This window comes from Aggregatilinea sp. (assembly GCF_036822615.1).
Classification (GTDB): domain Bacteria; phylum Chloroflexota; class Anaerolineae; order Aggregatilineales; family Aggregatilineaceae; genus Aggregatilinea.
The window spans coordinates 41801-60743 of sequence record NZ_DAISHJ010000020.1 but is presented as its reverse complement, the minus strand read 5'-3'; the positions used below and the strand labels follow the sequence as shown (position 1 = coordinate 60743).

Annotated in this window: 12 protein-coding genes; 5 read left to right on the top strand and 7 right to left on the bottom strand. The window is 64.4% G+C overall.

The window, feature by feature from the left end; translation table 11 throughout:
• Window positions 1-2257: PD-(D/E)XK nuclease family protein (locus V7116_RS08905; protein ID WP_324391555.1), on the bottom strand; the 2257-nt coding region annotated here is incomplete at its 3' end.
• Between the two features lie 535 nt (window positions 2258-2792).
• Between V7116_RS08905 and mgtE the strand changes: the two genes are divergently transcribed.
• From mgtE to V7116_RS08885, 4 genes are all read left to right on the top strand, one after another.
• On the top strand, window positions 2793-4142 hold the full coding sequence (mgtE, locus tag V7116_RS08900) for a magnesium transporter (protein WP_324391554.1): 1350 nt from the start codon (window positions 2793-2795) through the stop codon (window positions 4140-4142).
• Between the two features lie 46 nt (window positions 4143-4188).
• Window positions 4189-5217 (top strand): M23 family metallopeptidase, encoded by a 1029-nt coding sequence (locus V7116_RS08895; RefSeq protein WP_324391553.1) that lies wholly within the window; start codon window positions 4189-4191, stop codon window positions 5215-5217.
• A 115-nt stretch (window positions 5218-5332) separates the two neighbouring features.
• Window positions 5333-5647, top strand: coding sequence for an isoamylase early set domain-containing protein (locus V7116_RS08890; RefSeq protein ID WP_324391552.1), 315 nt, complete (start codon window positions 5333-5335; stop codon window positions 5645-5647).
• A 161-nt stretch (window positions 5648-5808) separates the two neighbouring features.
• Window positions 5809-7848 carry an amylo-alpha-1,6-glucosidase gene (locus V7116_RS08885; protein WP_324391551.1) on the top strand — a complete coding sequence of 680 codons (2040 nt, stop codon included), beginning with the start codon at window positions 5809-5811 and terminating at the stop codon, window positions 7846-7848.
• A gap of 382 nt (window positions 7849-8230) precedes the next feature.
• Here V7116_RS08885 and glgC read toward each other — a convergent pair whose 3' ends face one another.
• The 5 genes from glgC to V7116_RS08860 form a co-directional block, all read right to left on the bottom strand.
• A complete protein-coding gene (glgC, locus tag V7116_RS08880) occupies window positions 8231-9496 on the bottom strand; it encodes a glucose-1-phosphate adenylyltransferase (RefSeq protein WP_324391550.1) in 1266 nt (421 codons plus the stop codon).
• A gap of 159 nt (window positions 9497-9655) precedes the next feature.
• On the bottom strand, window positions 9656-10174 hold the full coding sequence (locus V7116_RS08875; protein WP_324391549.1) for a hypothetical protein: 519 nt from the start codon (window positions 10172-10174) through the stop codon (window positions 9656-9658).
• 35 nt (window positions 10175-10209) lie between these two features.
• Window positions 10210-11685 carry a glycogen synthase gene (locus tag V7116_RS08870; RefSeq protein WP_324391548.1) on the bottom strand — a complete coding sequence of 492 codons (1476 nt, stop codon included), beginning with the start codon at window positions 11683-11685 and terminating at the stop codon, window positions 10210-10212.
• 85 nt (window positions 11686-11770) lie between these two features.
• On the bottom strand, window positions 11771-13921 hold the full coding sequence (locus V7116_RS08865) for a WD40 repeat domain-containing protein (RefSeq protein ID WP_324391547.1): 2151 nt from the start codon (window positions 13919-13921) through the stop codon (window positions 11771-11773).
• Window positions 13922-14093: 172 nt separating this feature from the next.
• Window positions 14094-16118, bottom strand: a complete 2025-nt coding sequence (locus V7116_RS08860) for a WD40 repeat domain-containing protein (RefSeq protein WP_324391546.1) — start codon at window positions 16116-16118, stop codon at window positions 14094-14096.
• Between the two features lie 155 nt (window positions 16119-16273).
• Between V7116_RS08860 and V7116_RS08855 the strand changes: the two genes are divergently transcribed.
• A complete protein-coding gene (locus V7116_RS08855) occupies window positions 16274-16873 on the top strand; it encodes a flavodoxin domain-containing protein (protein WP_324391545.1) in 600 nt (199 codons plus the stop codon).
• An 81-nt stretch (window positions 16874-16954) separates the two neighbouring features.
• Here the strand turns inward: V7116_RS08855 and V7116_RS08850 are convergent, their stop codons facing one another.
• Complete coding sequence (locus V7116_RS08850) at window positions 16955-18853, bottom strand: glycoside hydrolase family 57 protein (protein ID WP_324391544.1); 1899 nt, start codon at window positions 18851-18853, stop codon at window positions 16955-16957.
• Window positions 18854-18943: the final 90 nt, after the last annotated feature.

Genomic DNA, 18943 nt, shown 5'->3' with positions numbered 1-18943 from the left:
CGCTCCACGCCGCCGGATCGGAATCGCCCCGGTTGAAAGCCGTCGCCAGCGCGACCGCCGCCTCGCCCACCGTCGCGGCATCCGCCAGCGTGGGCGCGGCCCCGACCGCCATGCGCTCGATGTCTTCTTCCGGCACGTCCACCGCCGCGCGCACCGCGCGCCAGTACGGGGACGGCTCCAGCGGCGCGCCCTTGTCGTCCACCGTCGCCCGGCTGAGCGTCAAGGTCGCCCGCGCCTGTCCCACCACCTGATAGAACAGGCTCATGTCGTCCGCGCGTTCCGCCGCCACCGGCAGCAGGATTTCCTGCCCGATCAACTCGGCGCGCTCCACGTCCTGGATCAGCGTCGCGTCCGCCACCGGCGCGGGGAATTCACCCTGCGCCATGCCCAGCACGAAAACGTGCGCGTGCGGCAGCCCGCGCAACTCGAACACGTCCGTCGCCAGCACGCGTCCCAGGCGGCTCAGCCCGCCCGTCGGCGTAACCGTCGCGCCCTGGATCGCCAGATCCATCTCGGCGCGGAAGCTGCGCCACGGCATCACGACCGGCTCGGCGTCGCCGTCTACCAGATCGTGCGCCGCGCAGATCCCGGCCAGCACGTCGCGCAGCACACCCAGCGCGGCCACGTCCCGCGCGACGCGCTCCGCGTCCGGCGCATCACGCACGCACGCCAGCACGTCGAAGTGCTCGCGCGGCCCGTCCGGGGACGGCACGGGCTCATCCTCCGAAATCTCGTCGTCACGTTCCGCGGGATCAGGTCCCACCAGCGCCATGATCCAGCCCGCCAGCGCCCGCACCGTGCCCTCGGGCGGCGGCGTGACGCGGTCAAAGTGGCGCGCCAGCGCATCCCTCAACGCGCCCGCTTCCAGCGGATCGACCACATCGGACGGAAGCTCGCCGTCCTCGTCCGGCACTGCAACCACCGCCGCGCGGATCGCGTCCAGCCACGTCTCGCGTCCGCGCACCACCACCTGCCGGAAGCTGATCCGCTCCACCAGCGCGATCTGCTCCGCGCTCAGGTCCGGCGCGCTCAAATAGGGGCTGTGCAGGCTGTCGATCGCCTCGCGCCGGGGAAAATCCGCCTCGGCCAGCGCGATCAGTTCCAGCACCGCCGCCACCACCGGATTTTCGCGCAGCGGCGTTTCCTCGCGCACGACCAGCGGCAGGCCGTATGCCCGCGCCGTCTCGCGCAGCGCCCCACCATAGCGCGCCATGTTGCGCGCCACCACCGCGATCTCGTCCGGTTTGGTCCCGTCAAGCAGCAGCCGTTTGACCTGCCGCAGCGTCATTTGCACCTCGCGCACCGGATCGGGCGCTTCGATCAGCCGCACGCCGCCCCGCCCCGGCACGCAGTCCGCACGCATGCGGAACAGCGACTCCATCAAATGATCCAGCGCGGGCGGGCGTTCGAGGCCGCAGCCGTCCAGCGATTCGCGCTGCCACAGATCCGGCGCGGCGGCATCCATGCGCTTCCACGTCTGGTCGAGCCGCACGAAGTGACGCCCCGGCGCGGAATCCGTGCGCGTCAGGGTGAGCACGGTGCGCTTCACCTGCCGCGCCAAGGCGGATACCAGCCGCGCGTGCAGCGCGTTGAACTGGTCGAAGCCGTCCACCACCAGAAGCTGCACGTGCGACGCCAGTTTCGGCTCGCGCTCGACGTGTTCCAGCGCCAGCCAGCCCGCCCCGTGCCGGTCTACCAGTTGGTGGCGCAGCAAAAACTCTTGATAGTGAGCGTAAATCTGCGCGAGGTCGCGTTCCCGCGCGTTGTGTGCTCCCGACGCAAGCGCTTCCGGTGTGACGAGGCCCTGCTTCAGCTCCGAGATCAGGCTGCCGATCTCCGCGACGAAGCCGGGCAGGTGCGCGATCTGCCCGAACACCTCCAGCCCGTCGCGGTCGCGCAGTTCTTCGCCCACCGCGCGCAGCACGTGATGCCGCGCCGATTCGTCTAACTGCCGCTGCGGATCGCCCGCCAGATCCAGCAGCCGCGCGTAGAGCGTGTAAAAGTCGAAGATCTCCACGCCGAACTGCACCGCGTCGTCGCTGGCCGCGACCAGCCGCTCGCGGAACGCATTGCGCTGCAAGCCGGTCGCCAGCAGCACCCAGATCGCGCCGAACGCCGAGCCGAACGTCCGCGCCCGCACCACTTCGTCCAGCGCGCGCTCGGTTTTGCCGCAGCCCACCGGCCCCGCGATCAGCGTCGCGTCGGGCGGCATATCGTCCACCGGCATCGCAAACAGATCCAACTGCTTATGGCTCATAGTCCGCACCGCTCCTTCTGCCGCGAGTGTAGTGCCAAAACCGACCATCAGCAATTAGCGGATAGCGATTAGCAGAATCTAAATCCCGCCCGCGAACGCTATCCGCTCCGGCTTCGTGGCGCGCCTCACCTCTATAAGGACAGAACAAGCTCCGCTCGATGGGGTGTATCGCAACACGCCCCATCGCATCCCGCTTTTCTCTCCTTTTTAACTTGTTTAACTTGATTGGAGAAACCGGGGATGAGGTACTTTTCGCTCTTGCTTCTGGCTAATTGCTAACCGCTAAAAACTGACCGCTGATCGCTGCTTTTGCAGCTTTTATTCTATCTTGACGTTTCGCCTATGCGGGCGGACAATAGCAGATGCATCTGCAAACCGTTCGAGTTGTGAGTGAGATGAAAGACGACACGTACTTACCCAGTCTGAGACCTCTGTCTCAGATCCCAAACTTCAACCGTATAGCGTAACCCTCGGAAGTTTGGCCTCGTCCCGTACGTCTCCTCACCCTCCGGGGGCATAACCCGGAGGTGTACTCATGGAAACTCCCATCCTGGATGATATCCTCGCCCGCGTGCGTGACGCCCTGGAGCGTGACGACATCGCCAATGCCGTGGACGTGCTCGAAGGGCTGCGGCCCCCGGATCAGGCGGAGCTGTTCGCGGAGCTGGAAGACGATCACCAGCTCGCCCTGCTGCCGGAGCTGAACCCGACCGATTCGGCGGACATCCTCGAAAAGCTCGACGAAGCCGAAGCCGCCGAGCTGGCCTCGGCCCTGCCGACCGAAACCCTCGCCCACATCATCGACGAAATGGAGCCCGACGAGGCCGCCGACCTGCTGGGCGACATCGATCCCGATCAGGCGCGCGACGTGCTCGCCGTGCTGGACGACAGCGACGAGATCCACCCGCTGATGCTGCACGCCGACGACAGCGCGGGCGGCCTGATGACCTCGGACTTCCTCGCGCTGCGCCGCCGCATGAACGCCGGGGAAGCCCTCCAGGCGATCCGCAACTGGCAGCCCGAAACCGAGTCGATCTATCACCTGTTCGTCGTAGACGCGCAAAACGTGCTCGCGGGCGTGGTCAGCCTGCGCCAGTTGATCCTCGCCGCCCCCGCGACGCCGTTGATCGAGATCATGGACTCCGACGTCATCTCGGTCACGGTCGGCACGGACCAGGAAGAATGCGCCCGCGTCATGTCGCGCTACGACCTCGTCGCGCTGCCCGTCGTGGACGCGCAGCGGAAGCTGGTCGGCGTGGTCACCATCGACGACGTGGTCGACGTGCTGGTCGATGAAGCGACCGAAGACATTCAGCGCATGGGTGGCGCGCAGCCCCTCAACCGCTCCTACCTCGAAAGCAGCGTCTACCGCGTGATGCGCTCGCGTATCACGTGGCTGCTGATGCTGTTCGTGACCGAAAGCCTGACCGGGACCGTGCTGCGTCATTTCGAGAACGAGCTGTCCGAAGTCGTCGCGCTGACCTTTTTTGTGCCCCTGCTGATCGGCACGGGCGGCAACGCCGGATCGCAGACCACCAGCACGATCATCCGCGCGCTGGCTGTGGGCGAACTCAAGTGGAGCGACGCCCTGCACGCGCTCTGGCACGAGCTGCGCGTGGGCATCCTGCTCGGGATCGGCATGGCGATCATCGCCTACCTCCGCGCGCTGACGTGGGGATCGTCGTCCGATCTGGCGCTGACGATCTCGCTCGCCATTTTCACCATCGTCGTCTGGGCCAACGGGCTTGGCTCGGTCCTACCGATGCTCGCCACCCGGCTGCACATCGATCCGACGGTCGTGTCCGGCCCGGTGATGAGCACCCTGGTCGATGCCACGGGGCTGTTTATCTACTTTACAACTGCCCGTATAATCATGGGATTGTAGCGACAGCGCGGCATGGGCCGCGCCAGGAAACATCCCGGGACCGATCATGCCGCCACCCCGCCCACATCCGATCCAACAGCGTCTCGCGATCGCTGTGCTGACCCTGGTCGCGGGCGGGGTGGTGTTCGGTCTGGTGATGTGGGCCGCCGGGTGGCCGCTGGCGCGCGCGCCAAAAACGCGTATTCCGGCGGCGGAAACGTCCCACACCACGCCGCTGCCAACGCCCGTCGCCCTGTACGCCGCCATCGATCCCGCTCTGATGCCCGCCTATGCGGCGGCGCGGCCCGGCAGCCGTGAGATCGGCTTCCTCTCGCGTGAGATCCCGCCGGTCGGTGTTTACCTGCCCGCAGGCGGCGATCAGCAGTTCGAGCTGCCCACGCCCACCCTCACGCCGACGCCGACCCTGACGCCAACGATCACGCCCAGCCCCACCATCACCCCGACGCCGACGTTGACGCCAACCGCCACCCTGACGCATACGCCCACCGTCACGCCCAGTCTGACGCCCACGCCGACGAAGGGGCATAACGTGGTGCTCGCCGTGCCCACCGACATCTCGCCGACGCCGACGCGCACCGTCACGCCCAGCCTGACGCCGACGTTGACCCTTACGCCCCGCCCCACGCGCACGCCGACCGAAACGCCGCTCGCCAGCTTCACGCCCGCCCCGGTCGCGCTGCTCGCGCCGCCGGGGGTACCCTGCGCGCCGACCGGCTGGCCCGTCGCGGGGCTGCTGACGCAGAGCTTTTCGTACTGGCACAGCGGCATCGACATCGCCGTCGATAACGGCACGCCGGTCCGGGTGACACAGAGCGGCAGCGTGATTTTTGCGGGCTGGCGCATCGATGGCTACGGCAATCTCGTAATCATACAAAACGGGCGCTTCATCACCTATTACGGCCACCTACGCGAAATCGCCGTGCGCCAGGGCGAATGGGTCGTGCGCGGCGCGATCATCGGCGCGGCGGGCAGCACCGGCAACAGCAGCGGGCCGCACGTACACTACGAGACGCGCCTGGATGACGTGCCCATCGATCCGCAAACATTCGACCAGCGCGGCTTCACGTCGTGCTGAGGGGCGGGTTTCCCCGCCCGTGCACACCCCAGTTTTTAGGCGTTGCAGCGTCATTTTGCCCGCCGCGAAAACTGCTAAAATAAGATAAGCGATCCGCTCAGACAGGAGAAACTCAATGTTGAAAAAGCGGTACCTGAAGAGTGGCCCGGTAAAAGTGGAATTCGTCCTGCCCGATGTAGTGGCGCAAACGGCAGAAACCGTCTTTTTGGTGGGCGACTTCAACAACTGGGACGAGCAGGCTACCCCGATGAAGCAGCTTAAAGGCGGCTCCTTCAAAGTAACGCTTGACCTGGAGCCAGACCGGGATTACCAGTTCCGTTACCTCGTCAACGGAACCGCGTGGCACAACGATTGGGACGCGGACGCCTATGTCCCGAACCCGTTTAGCGGCGACAACTCTGTCGTCAAGACTCACCACACCGACGCCTGAGCCTGTCGCCGGGCTGCGCGCGGACCGCATCACCGCACATCCAATGAGGGCGCAGCACGCTCGCCCGGTCCGCTTGCGCCGACTTACCGCCCGCCCGTACCATGCCCACCGCACACGTACGGGCGGATGTTTGCTGTTGCACTGAAGGAGATAACCTGCCCATGATCCACTTTGGACGCGAAGTCACCGGCAACCTGGAAACCGTGCTGCACCGCGAATGGCTGGTCACCAACGGCATTGGCGGTTACGCGATGGGCGCGGTCGGCGGTGCGCGCACCCGCCGCTATCACAGCCTGCTCACCGCGTCGCTCCAACCGCCGACCCGGCGCACGGTGATGGTTGGCAGTCTGGATGCATGGGTCGAGATCAACGGGCGGCGCTCGCCGCTCGTCACGCACGAATGGGCCGCCGGGGTCGTCCTGCCCGATGGCTACCGCCACCTGGAAAGTTTTACGCTCGACGGGCTGATTCCCACCTTCGTCTGGACCCTGGGCGATGTGCGCCTCGTGCAGCGGATCTGGATGGCGCACGGCCAGAATACCACCTACATCACCTACACCTATACGCGCGGCACGTCCAACATCCGCCTGCTGCTCAAGCCGCTGTGCACCTACCGCGACCATCACAAGGTCACGAAGGGCGGTTTCCGCATCGACGTGAACGCCGTGACCTCGCCCTGGCCCGATGGCCGCGCGCTGGCCGTGCAGGTCTACCCGGAGCGCGCGCACGGTCCGGCGCAGCCCTTCCGCATCCTGACCAACCAGGGCAGCTTCGAGCCGGAAACGGAATGGTGGTGGTCCTTCCACCTCGCGCGCGAAGAGGAACGCGGCTTGGGCGACCAGGAAGACCTGTTCGCGGCGGGCACGGTCGTGGCCGACGTGCGTCCCGGCGATACGCTGGCGCTCGCCCTCACCGCCGCCGCAACCGATCCGGCCCCGTGGCAGGACGCCTATGAGGCCGAGCGTCAGCGCGAAAAGCGCCTGATCGCCCGCGCCGACGCCGCCGACGCGCCCGACTGGATTCAGCAGTTGGTGCTGGCCGCCGACCAGTTTATCGTCACGCGCGACATCGAAGGCGAGACGGGCACGAGCATTCTGGCGGGCTATCCGTGGTTCAGCGATTGGGGCCGCGACGCGATGATCGCCCTGCCGGGCCTGACGCTCGTCACCGGGCGCTACGAAGACGGCGCGCGCATCCTGCGCACCTTCGCGCGCTACGTGGATCGCGGCATGCTGCCCAACCGCTTTCCCGATGCGGGCGACGCGCCCGAATACAACACGGTCGATGCAGCGCTGTGGTATTTCCTGGCGATTTACGCCTACTATCAGGCGTGCGGCCAGTCGCACCCGCTGATCCGCGAGCTGTACCCGGCCATGCTCGACATTCTCGACTGGTACACCAAAGGCACGCGCTTCAACATCCACCAGGATCCCGACGACGGCCTGCTCCATGCGGGCGAAGCGGGCACACAGCTCACCTGGATGGACGTGAAAATTGACGACTGGGTGGTGACGCCGCGCGTCGGCAAGCCTGTCGAGATCAACGCGCTGTGGTACAACGCCATGCGCATCACCGCCGAGATCGCATCCGCGCTGGGCAATGACGCCGACGCCGCGCGCTTCACGCAAGAAGCGGATCGCGTCTACGCCAGCTTCAACGACCGGTTCTGGTACAGCGGCGGCTACCTCTACGACGTGGTGGACAGCCCTGAAGGGGATGATCCGACGCTGCGCCCCAACCAGATCTTCGCCGTGTCGCTGCCCTTCCCGCTGCTCGAAAGCGAGCACGCCCGCGCTGTGGTGAGCATTTGCGCCCGCGAGCTGGTCACGTCCTACGGGCTGCGCAGCCTGCCGCCCGACGAAAACGACTACGTGGGCCACTACGGCGGCGACCGCGTCCAGCGCGACGTGAGTTACCACCAGGGCACGGTCTGGGGCTGGCTGCTGGGCCCGTTCGCCAGCGCGCACTACCGCGCCTTCGGGGATGCGCGGGCCGCGTTCAGCTACCTGGAGCCGCTGGCCGATCACCTCGCGGATCACGGCCTGGGCAGCATCAGCGAGATTTTCGACGCCGATCCCGCCCACACGCCCAACGGCTGCACCGCGCAGGCGTGGAGCGTGGGCGAGACGCTGCGCGCGTGGCACGCGCTGCGTCCCCTGCTCCAACCGGACTCACCCGGCCATCTCAATGGCTGCGCCTGACAGTCCGGCACGCTCACGCACAAGATCGGTAGGGGCATATTGCAGTATGCCCCCTGTGCACCACATAAACGGATGGTTAGGGAGCAAGTCGCCAGGTCGGATGTGCGTAGGGGTAGGGCTTGCCCTACCCGGCTTTGCTGACAACGGGCGGGGCAAGCCCCGCCCCTACTAAAGACAGAGCCGCCCATCGGGCCTTGCTGTATATAGGGCCGCTCAAAACTGCCCCTACCAGCCTGCCCCAAACGCCTTTTTCCCCCAAACAGAAAAGGGCGAAGCCACATCGCCCCGCCCTTCGCTTTCACTCTCGTGTCATCAACCGTTCGTGAACGGCCCTTGACCTTTACTAAACACTACCAACTAACGACTGGCAACTGCTTCTGCCCTACTGCCGTGTCCTGAACTTCATCTGCTGCCCCGCCGGGATCACGCCCTCCGGGTACTGGTCCAGAATGTCCGCCGCGTCGAGATCCGTGCCCAGCACGGCGCTGCGCTCCACGATGAAGTTCGGCGGGATCGTCGTGTTCTTGCCAACGCACGAGATCGCCAGATCGCCCACGTCGACGGCCTCGCCCACGCGCGCGCCATACCCAACCACCACGCCCTTATCGATCACGGAGCGCTCGATCCGCGCGCCCTTCTCGATGTAGCTGTCGGTCAGGATCACGCTCTCGTACACATACGTGTCCGGACCGATGTACACGCCCGGCGACACCACACTGCGCACCACGTGCGCCCCGGCGGCGATCACCGCGCCGTCGGTGATCATGCTGTCCTCAATGATCGCGCCCTTTTCGATGCGAACCGGCGGGCGTTCCTCACTGCGGGTATGAATGATCCACGAGCGGTCGTTGAGGTCCAGCGAGGGCGGCGCATCGAGCAGATCCATGTGCGCTTCCCAGTACGCGTCGATCGTCCCCACGTCGATCCAGTAGCCGCCGAACGGATACGCGATCACGTTCATGCCCTTGGCGATCATGCTGGGGATGATGTTATAGCCGAAGTCGTGGCGCGAGTCGTCCTTGAGCGCGTCTTCCACCAGCAGGCGGTCGAGCACGTCCGTCTTGAAGACGTACACGCCCATGTTCGCCAGATCGCCGGGCGGATTCGCGGGCTTCTCGACGAAATCCACGATGTGATCGTGCTCGTCCACGGCCATGATGCCGTAGCGCGACGCCTCGTCCATCGGCACGCGGATCACACACACCGTCGCGTCGGCGTTGTTCTCCTCGTGGAAGTCGATCAGCATGTCGTAATCCATCTCGTAGATGTGATCGCCGGAGAGGATCAGCGTGTTGCGCGGATGGCTGCGCCGCACAAAGTTCAGGTTCTGCGTGACAGCGTCCGCCGTGCCCGCGTACCAGTCCGTGTCGAAGCGCCCCTGGTAGGGCTGGAGCAGCTTCACGCCGCCGGTAAATGAGCGGTCCAGGTCCCACGGGCGGCCCAGCGCGATGTGTTCGTTCAGGCTGTGAGGCCGGTACTGGGTCAGGACCAGCACGTCAAAAATACCGGAATTCACGCAGTTGCTGAGGACGAAGTCGATGATGCGGTACTTCCCGGCAAAAGGCACGGCGGGCTTGGCGCGCTTGGCGGTCAGGACCCCCAGGCGGCTGCCTTCGCCTCCGGCCAAAATCACGGCTCTCGATCGCATAGCCAAATGTGCTCCTTGGGATGCAAAATGGTTATAAGTCAGTTTGTTTAATTATCGCAGTATCGAATGCACAAACATAAATCAAGCCTTTAATGGTTTGAGTATAGCATGTTCTGTGTACTGAACGCTTATGTTAAATGCACTGATTTCAATGCGTTTCTACCGCACCTGCCCCGGCGTCACATAGAGCTTACGCCGCACCCACCGGCCCATGTCTTCCGTCGCGCGGCGCAGCGCCCGCCACCGGATCGAGAACACGATCAGCAGCACCAGGAACAGCGGGAGCGAGAACATGAATCCCTCCACGCGCAGCCGCAAAAAAAACAGCGCGGAGATCAAAAAGAACGCGAAAAACAGCAGCATGCCTTCGATCAACACCTGATTGGCCGCGTCGTGCGTCACCGCGCCGTGCACCCACGTTCCACCCGTGTCGGCGTCCCGGTCCAGCTCGCCCACCAGCCGCAGCGGGTGCATCGCACCCGGATAACGCCGCTCGAGGGTAAACGTGCGCACGTCGCCCAGATCGATCTGCTGCTCCATCGGCGCGAGCAGCGTATCCAGCCCGCGCCCCGCCGGATCGGGCCGCGCCCGTTCCAGCCGCTGCACGCATTCCTCCACGGGCAGCGCCGTCACGAAATCCACGCCGTACGACGCCAGCTTACGTTTGTCCTCCGCCATTTTCGAGTCCTATCGGAAGTGCCCTCACCCAACCATCACGCACGCCGGATCGCCAGCGCCTTTTCGTACATCGCCACGTACTCGCGCGCGGGCTTGTCCCAGCTCCAGTCGAGGCGCATCGCGCGCTCCTGCATGCGCTCGAACGCCGCGCGCCGCGTGCGGAACGTGTTCATGGCCCAGCGCAGCGTCCCGCGCACGGCCTGATCTTCTTCCCACAGGAAGGTGAAGCCCGTGCCCCGGTCGGCGCTCCCGCCGTCGTAATTTTCGACCGTGTCGGCCAGCCCGCCCGTTTCGCGCACCACGGGCAGCGCGCCGTAGCGCATCGACATCATCTGCGTCAGGCCACACGGCTCGTAACGGCTGGGCACCAGCACCAGGTCCGCCCCGGCGTAAATGCGCATCGACAGCGCGGGATTGTAGCCGATCATCACGCGCGTCTTCCAGTTGAAGTCCCATTCCAGCGTGCGCAGGTGCGTTTCCAGGTCGAAATCGCCCGATCCCAGCGCGACGAGCTGCGCGTCCGTCTCGGCCAGCACCAGCCGCAGCCCCGGAATGGCGAAATCGAAGCCCTTCTGGTCCACGAGGCGGCTGACGATGCCGATCAGCGGAATCGACTCGTCCGGCTCCAGCCCCAGCGCGCTTTGCAGGGCGCGCTTGTTTTTCATGCGCTCCGTGCGGAAATTGCTCACGTCGTACGGGTGATCGATGGCCGGATCCGCCGCCGGATCGATGCGCTCCATGTCCAGCCCGTTCAGGATCCCCGTAAAGTCGGCATCCCGCACGCGGATCAGCCCTTCCAGCCCTTCCCCGAAGCGCGGATAGTGCAGCTCGGCAGCGTGGCGCGGGCTGACCGTGTTCAGCTTGTCCGCATAGGCGATCCCGATACCAAGCAGGTTGTCGGTCTTGTCCTGGTAAACGAGATTCGGCTCGTGGCGCCCCGGCACGCCCGCCGCCCACAAATAGCCGCCCGCTTCCCAGCCCTGGTAGCCCATGTTGTGAATCGTCAGCACGCTGGCGACGTCCCGCCATTCCGGCGCGCGGCGCGCCTCGTGCAGCAAGAACGGGACCAGCCCCGTATGCCAGTCATGCGCGTGCAGCACGTCCGGAAACCAGCCTTCGCCGCCGTCACGCCCCAGGCCCAACTCCCATGCCAGCGCCATCGCCGCCTGCGAGAAGAACACGAAGCGCTCGCGGTCCCAGTTCAGATCGGTGTAGATGTATTCCCCACCGCTAAAAAACGGCCAGCTTTCGAGGAAGTAGACCGGCACGCCGTCCTGCTTCAGCCCGTACACGTGCACATCTGCCGTGCCGCTGCGCCGTGAAAACTGGTACGTGAACAGGGGGCGCAGATCGTCGCCATAGCGCGCCTTGATCGGGCCGTAGAGCGGGATCACCACGCGGGCGTCGATCCCTTTCGCTTGCAGCGCGCGCGGCAGGCTGCCCGCCACGTCGCCCAGCCCGCCCGTCTTGGCAAACGGGGCCATCTCCGCCGAGACAAACAGCACGTTCATGACTTACCCTTTCCGTTGCGAGACGCCAGGGCACCGCTGAGTCTTTCGTGAGTCTATCTTACGCGATCTGCCGCCTCCCGGCATCCTAGTCCGCCGGAACCGCCCACACGCGGATGCGGTTGTCGGTGGTTATATGCGCGCTCCCATTGTTTACCGCCCAGCTGCCGCTGCCGGAATACAACAGGCGGCCATCGCTGGAAAACGCAAGCGCCCTAACCGACGTGCCATAATCGTCCAGTTCCGCCACGACGTCGCCTGTGCCCAGATCGACAAGCCATATCCCGACGTTCGACGGTGCCCCATTGCTATCCATGTACGCGCCAACGAATGCCATCAAGCGGCTGTCAGGACTGACTGCGAACGCCACAGTTCCGAGAACCATTTCGTTGTGCCCTGCGTCTGCAATCTGCTCAAGCGGCGAGTTGATCCGCATAACTTCCGCGATCGGATCGATCTGCCAGACCTGTGCTTCGGTCTTCCCTATCGCAATGAGATGCTGGTTGTCCGGCGTAAAGTGGACTGAGTATACCGGCGGATCGCTGCCTCGGAAGTCCAGCACAGGCGCCAGATCGTGAAACATGTTGGCGTCCGGCGGCATCGCCAGGAACGTTTCCGTCTCGAACACGAACGGCAGGCTGCCGCCCGGTTCGAGCGCCAGATAGCGGCCATCCGGCGATAGGCCGAAATGCGTATTCTTCACCCCAAAGTCAAGAATCTGCGTCGTCCCGGCGTCGAAGTCCACCACGGCGAGCCTCCAGAAATCCACGGAGGCAAACAACCGGCCCTGCGAATCGAATTCCAGATCGACCGTCTCGTTCAGCGCGTCCACGGCCTCGTTCAAGATGCGCCCCGGTCCAAATCCATCGATCCGCCAGAGGCTCGGCTCCGTGCGTGCGCCGTTAAAATAGTATGCTTCGTCACCCGTCGCCAGCAGTGAGCCGTCGCCATTGAACGCCAGAGGTCCGCCGCTCGGCAGACTCCACAGCGGCTCACCATCGGTCAATGACTCGAGCGTCCAGGCGTTGACGCCGGTTCCGTGCCCGCCGGATATAGCGTCGTGACCGGACAGGATCACCGGGCTGCCCGGTTGGGCCGCCAGGAAAATGACCGGGCCGCCGTACCCGGTCAGCTCGACGTCCGGCAACGGCTGCGTCAGATCGTGCACGATCACCACACGCGCATCCGCAGCCGCCACATAGCGCGCATCCGGGCTGAACGCCATGCTCGTGATGGCCGTGCCCAGCGACAGGGCGAGCGTATCCACCCTGTCGAACACGCCGTCCTTGACGGTAACGACATCCACGCCGTACGCATCGCAGTACCGTTCTTCGCGCTGCAGCGTCCGGCAGCCGCCCACAGCCAGCGCGCTGCCATCCGCGCTAAACACCGGAGTCACTTCGAAGAAGGCAAAATCCGTGGGCAGTATGTTCTGCGGCTCGGTCTCCCCAAGTCGATAGAGCGCCGCCGTGCCAGCGCCCAACCGACACACCGGCGATCCGGCATAAGCGTCCCCGCAGTCAACGACCGCGAGCAAGGCGTGGGCAGGATCGAACGTGAGCCACGTCCTGAGAGCTATCCACGCGTTCTCGCCAAGCTCGATGAAGTACGGTGTTACCGTCCAGCGATCGTCGGAGATCGGGATCGTGTCGGCAACCACGGTATAACTGGTCCCTACGTAATACCCGGCTGCGGCATTCCAGATGACGTACTGGTTCGGCGCAAGTGAAACGACGACATAGATCGCGTCATTCCCACTGTATTCCTGAAGGCCGTAGGCCAGATGGTACCCATAGCCGGCGTTGGGATAGACGCCTTCCCACCCCTCGGAGGGCGGCAGTTCCGGTTGGTGAATCTCCCGTTCCTCGGCGTCATCCCCGCTCATCTGCCACAGCCGCAGCGCGCCGTCGCTGTCGAGCGTCACCAGCCGGTTCTCGCTCGGATGCCACGCCAGATCCATCACTGCACTCATGTACCCAGGCAGCTCGCGCGGCGGCGCATCCCAGTCGCTCGCATCGTACAGGTACACGCCGTTCGAGCTGCCCACCGCCAGCACGCCCCCATCCGGCGACCATGCCACCGCGTTGATCCAGCCGCGCCCCAACTGTCCGATCTGCACCAGTCGATCCGCATTTTCCGGCGTGATGACCGGGTGCTCGCCGTCCCCTTGCGCCCGCACCGGCATCCCCGCCGCCAGCCCTAACATTCCCACGAGCAGAACTATCACGACCCGCCGCATTAGCTGCCCCTTTCCGTCACCGGACCCTGTCCGCATTATAGGCGCATTCCGGCCCCGGAAATACACGCGCCCGCCTCAGCCGAGACGGGCGCGTGTCAATCGTCAGGTAAACGCCGGATTTACCGCGTCGTCCACCAGCGATAGTCGATGCAAAAAACGGAGTTCCGGCATCCTATTCCGCCGGAACCGCCCACACGCGGATGCGGTTGTCGGGGTTTTTTGACGGGCTGTGCCCATCCTCTAGAGCTAGGTCACCGCTGCCGGAATAGAGCAGCCGCCCGTCGTTCGAAAACAGGAGCGACCGGATCGATGCCGTATGCCCCTTTAGATCCGCCACAATCTCGCCGCTTTGCAGATCGACAAGCCAGATCTCGGCGTTCGCAAACGTGAAGGATCCTCCCCAATAGCAGCGCGCGACCGCGATCAATCGGCCATCGGGAGACACGGCCAGCGCCGTGATGTCCGGCGACATCTCCTGATCGTACCGGTCTAAAACGCGCTCAGTAGGAAACTCGATCGTGGCCGTTTTAGCGAGCGGATCGATCTGCCACACCTGCACTTCTGTGGAGCTGTTGGCAACCACGTAGCGTCCATCGGGCGTGAACTGGGCCGCGTCGACGTCGGGCGCAATCTCCCGAAAGTCCAGAACCGGTTCCAGGTCAACAAAGGAAGCCGCGCGAGAATGGCTCGCCAAAAGCGTTTCGGTCTCGAACAGGAGTACAGGGGTATCCCACGCTTCGAGCACGACATACTTGCCATCGGGAGACAGGTCGAATGGCCTGTTTCCCATGCCAACGTCCACGAACTGCACCGTGTTCGCGTCAAAGTCCAGGACTTCCAGAGGACGCGAATAAGCTGATGCAAACAGTCTTCCCTGAGCGTCAAATTCCAGATCGGCCACCTCAAGGAGATTGTCGATCAGCGCCGGATCGATTGTCGATAGCAGCACGTTGTCCTCGCTCCACAGGCGACCCTGTGTATGCGCGCCTTCATAAGTGCCGTAATGGTAGAGCGCGCTGTTCCCAACCGCGAGCAGCGAGCCATCTGCGTTGAACGCAAACGGCCCGTTTCCCGGCTGGCTCCACAGCGGCTGACCATCCGCCAGCGAATCCGCATCCCAGGCGTTGACGCCCGTCGCGTTGCCCGGCAGAGTCGTACCGTGACCGGAAACGATAAATTCACCGCCCGGATCTGCCGCGAGATACTGTATCGGTCCGCCATAGCCCCCCAGCTCAGCCCGCAGCCAGGTGCGATCGAGATCCCAAACGTAGACCATACGCACATCTGCCACCGCAAAATAACGATTGTCGGCGCTAAATGCCATGGCTCTGATCGCGGTGCTCAACTGTGTTGAGAGCGATGACAACGTCTCGAAACGCCTCTCGTTGATCGTGAGGATATCGACGCCGTAGGTATCGCAGACATTTCCCCCGCGTTGGAGCGCGCTGCAACCACCCACCGCCAGAAGCGTCCCGTCGCGGCTAAAAACCGGCGGCGCGCCAAACTTATAGAAGTCGGTATCCAGTGTGCTCAGCGGCAGAGCGTCGCCGCCCCGGTACAGGTTCACCGTGCTGTCATCTTGCCTGCAAAGCGGATCGTTGACACCCGTGTAAAGACAGGGAACCGTGTCCATCACGACCTCGTATTCCGACGCATCAAGATAACGTCCGGCTGTGGCGTCCCACACCAATTGGACACCGCCGGGCAAGTCGAACAAAAGCATGATTGTGCCGTCGGGCGCATACACAACTGAGCGGAACCACCGGTTTTGCGGCGCAGTCGCTTCATACGCGTCGCCTCCCGGTTGGTGAATCTCCCGTTCCTCGGCGTCGTCCTGGCTCACCTGCCACAGCCGAAGCGCGCCGTCGCTGTCGAGCGTCACCAAACGGTTCTCGCTCGGATGCCACGCCAGATCCATCACCGCGCGCGTATAGCCCGGCAGTTCGCGCGCCGGCGCGTCCCAGTCGCTCGCATCGTACAGGTACACCCCGTTCGAGCTGCCGACCGCCAGCACGCTCCCGTCCGGCGACCACTCCACCGCATTGATCCAGCCGCGTCCCAACTGCCCGATCTGCACCAGTCGATCCGCGTTTTCCGGCGTGATGACCGGGTGCTCGCCGTCCCCTTGCGCCCGCACCGGCATCCCCGCCGCCAGCCCCAGCACTCCCACGAGCAGAACTATCACGACCCGCCGCATCGCCCGCTCCTTTCCGTCACCGGACCCACCCCGCATTATAGTTCGGCTGCGCTCGCCACAGAAAGCGTGTCACATCTTGATGCACCCTTTTATTCACCTGCACGTAGAATAGAAATAGTTCGTCAGCATTTGGTCACGGGGGAGAAAATCCGATCATGGCACGCAAAATTCTGGTCACCTATGCAAGCAACGCCGGGTCCACGACCGCTGTCGCGCAGAAAATCGCCGAAGAACTCCAGCGCAGCGGGTTGGACGTCGAGGTTCGCGCAATGGCAGACGTCTCCGATCTCAGCGCGTACAGCGCCGCGATCGTGGGCGCGCCGATGATCCTGGGCTGGCATCGCGGCGCAACAGCTTTCCTCAAGGCGCATCAACAGGCCCTGCAAAAGATGCCCACCGCCTATTTTGTGACGTCGCTCGAACTCACCCGCACGGGAGCCAGCGAGATCGGCGGTGTGCCGCTGTTCATCGATCCCATGCTTGGACACGTCGCCAAAAACAGCAGCAAGTTGAGCTTCAAAGAGAAGCAAACCGCCGATAGAACCTATTTCAAGGGCGTGCTGCACGCTGCGCCCGGCGTCAAGCCTGTGAGTGTCGCGTTCTTTGGCGGCGCGCTGGATTACAGCAAGCTCAAACCGCTGCAAAAGTTGTTCGTCCGCTACGTGATCGGTGCAAAAGCCGGAGACTACCGGAATTGGAGCGCGATCACGGCCTGGGCCGGAGAGATCGGCTCAAGTCTGGGCGCTGCGGCGTAGCAGGCACGCGCCATCGACGGAATCAGACGCGCCCGTCTCGGCTGAGGCGGGCGCGTGAGTATCATCAGGGAAACGCCGGATTTACCGCGTCGTCCACCAGCGGTAATCGATGTCGGGGAAGAGCCGGTCGCGCTCCCACAGTCGCGCCGCGAGCGCGCCGTCGGGGCTGCCGTACTCCACGCTGTCGGCCAGATCGTTGAAGCGCTCGACGTGCTGGCTGAAGCGCTGCACTGCGTACTGCCGCGCCTGCCCGGTCGTCACCAGGAACGGCCAGTCGGAGCTTTCCAGCAGCAGCAGCTCGCGCGCCATCTGGTTCATCACGCCGCGCAGATGCTCGTCGCTGTCGTAGCGATCCGTATACTGATTCGCCAGCCGCTCCATGCGCTGTTCCGCCTCGCGGATCGGCGTCCACATCCAGTGCGTGTCGTTGTTGTCCCAGGTGAAGTGCGTGCCGCCCGCGCCCCAACTGCCTTCCGGCAGGTGGATGATCTGATCCGGCGCGTGCTGCTCGACGTAATCACTGGCCGTGGTCAGGTCCACGATCTCGCTCTTCGCCAGCAGCCGCAGCACCTGCTTGAGCCACTCGACGCCCTCGAACCACCAGTGCCCGAACAGCTCCGTGTCGTAGTTCGACGCGATGATGCCATAGCCCAGGCCGCTTTCCCACTGGCTCTTGACGATCCGCTCCACCAGCCCGGCAAAGTCCTGCGCGTGCATGCGGATCTTGTTTTCGGCCCAGTCGGGGTGGTAAAAATCCTTGCTGCCCAGATCCACTCGCGCGCCGGAGACGCGCCAGTACTGCAAACCGCTGATGCCGTCCTTGCGGTGGAACTCGCGGTAATCGAAGTCGCCGGGGTAACCCCAGTCCGCCGACCAGACCCGCTGGCCTGTCTCGTTGTTGCGCCCGATCACCGCGACGCCGCTGTGGCCTTCGGCGCGCGTCCCGGACGTGCTGTCGCTGACGTAGTATGCGCGGAACGTCGTCAGCGGATCGGTCGGCACGGGCTGTGCGGACATCGGCACGAGGTAGCGGCGCTTGATCTCGCCGTACGGCCCGATCGCCTCGCCCGCCGCCACACCGACCGGCACACCGCCCGTGATCAGGTGCGTCTCGCTGAAGAAGACCTCGATGTCCTTCTGCCCCAGGAAATACTCGATGCCGGGGCGAATGCGGCCATCTTCGGCGTAATACGCGGGCCGGTACGCGCACTCCGGCAGCCAGATCCCGCGCGGATCGCGCCCGAAGAAGCGCCGGTAGCTCTCGATGCCCGTCGTAAGCTGGCCCCAGATCGCGCTGTCGCGCGCCAGGAGCGGCAAATAACCGTGGGTCGCCGCGCTGGTCGTGATCTCGATGTAGCCCTCGTCCTGCAGCAGCTTGAACGCGCCCAGCAGGTCGCGGTTGTACTTGCGGTCGAACGAATCCTTGATGTTCTCGTAGTACGCCTGGTAGAACCCGGCCAGATATTCCAGGTGCTTGTTGCCCACCCACCAGGGCTTTTCGGGCATATCCCCCGTCACGGCGGACCCCATCTGGCGATCCTCGTCCTCGACGGGCAGATCCTCGTCTTCGCTGCCCACCGCCTGATTCGCGCGCTCCAGCGCCTCGCCCACGGCCAACCGGTCCACGGGCGGCAGATCGCCTTCTTTCGCTTCTTCACGCGGCACGGCCAGCGCTTCATCCTCGCCCCGGAAGCGCAGCACGTCCTGTTTGGACCGTGCGATCTTATCTTCCAGGTACTCGTCCAGGTGATTCTTCACGTCTTCGTCGGCGAGCTGTTCGGCCAGCACGGGCGTGATGCCGATCGTGATCTTGTACTTCACGCCCTCCTCCCGCAGTTCATACAGCGCATTCAACAGCGGGATGTACGTTTCGCTGGCAGCCTCGTGAATCCACTCCTCGCCGTGCGGCCACCGTCCCGCCAGCCGCGCATACGGCAGGTGGCTGTGCAAGACAAATGTGAATGCGCCAAGTCCACTCATGCTCTTTCCTCTCGTGTGCAAGCGGGTCGCGTCGATTCGGGTATCGATGGGGATGTGTCAACTTCACCTACATTTTAACGGCAAGCAGCC

Excerpts from the sequence above, each read along its gene's own strand:
- mgtE (WP_324391554.1), top strand. The coding sequence starts at position 2,793 with ATGGAAACTCCCATCCTGGATGATATCCTCGCCCGCGTGCGTGACGCC.
- V7116_RS08895 (WP_324391553.1), top strand. The coding sequence starts at position 4,189 with ATGCCGCCACCCCGCCCACATCCGATCCAACAGCGTCTCGCGATCGCT.
- V7116_RS08890 (WP_324391552.1), top strand. The coding sequence starts at position 5,333 with ATGTTGAAAAAGCGGTACCTGAAGAGTGGCCCGGTAAAAGTGGAATTC.
- V7116_RS08885 (WP_324391551.1), top strand. The coding sequence starts at position 5,809 with ATGATCCACTTTGGACGCGAAGTCACCGGCAACCTGGAAACCGTGCTG.
- glgC (WP_324391550.1), bottom strand. The coding sequence starts at position 9,496 with ATGCGATCGAGAGCCGTGATTTTGGCCGGAGGCGAAGGCAGCCGCCTG.
- V7116_RS08875 (WP_324391549.1), bottom strand. The coding sequence starts at position 10,174 with ATGGCGGAGGACAAACGTAAGCTGGCGTCGTACGGCGTGGATTTCGTG.
- V7116_RS08870 (WP_324391548.1), bottom strand. The coding sequence starts at position 11,685 with ATGAACGTGCTGTTTGTCTCGGCGGAGATGGCCCCGTTTGCCAAGACG.
- V7116_RS08865 (WP_324391547.1), bottom strand. The coding sequence starts at position 13,921 with ATGCGGCGGGTCGTGATAGTTCTGCTCGTGGGAATGTTAGGGCTGGCG.
- V7116_RS08860 (WP_324391546.1), bottom strand. The coding sequence starts at position 16,118 with ATGCGGCGGGTCGTGATAGTTCTGCTCGTGGGAGTGCTGGGGCTGGCG.
- V7116_RS08855 (WP_324391545.1), top strand. The coding sequence starts at position 16,274 with ATGGCACGCAAAATTCTGGTCACCTATGCAAGCAACGCCGGGTCCACG.
- V7116_RS08850 (WP_324391544.1), bottom strand. The coding sequence starts at position 18,853 with ATGAGTGGACTTGGCGCATTCACATTTGTCTTGCACAGCCACCTGCCG.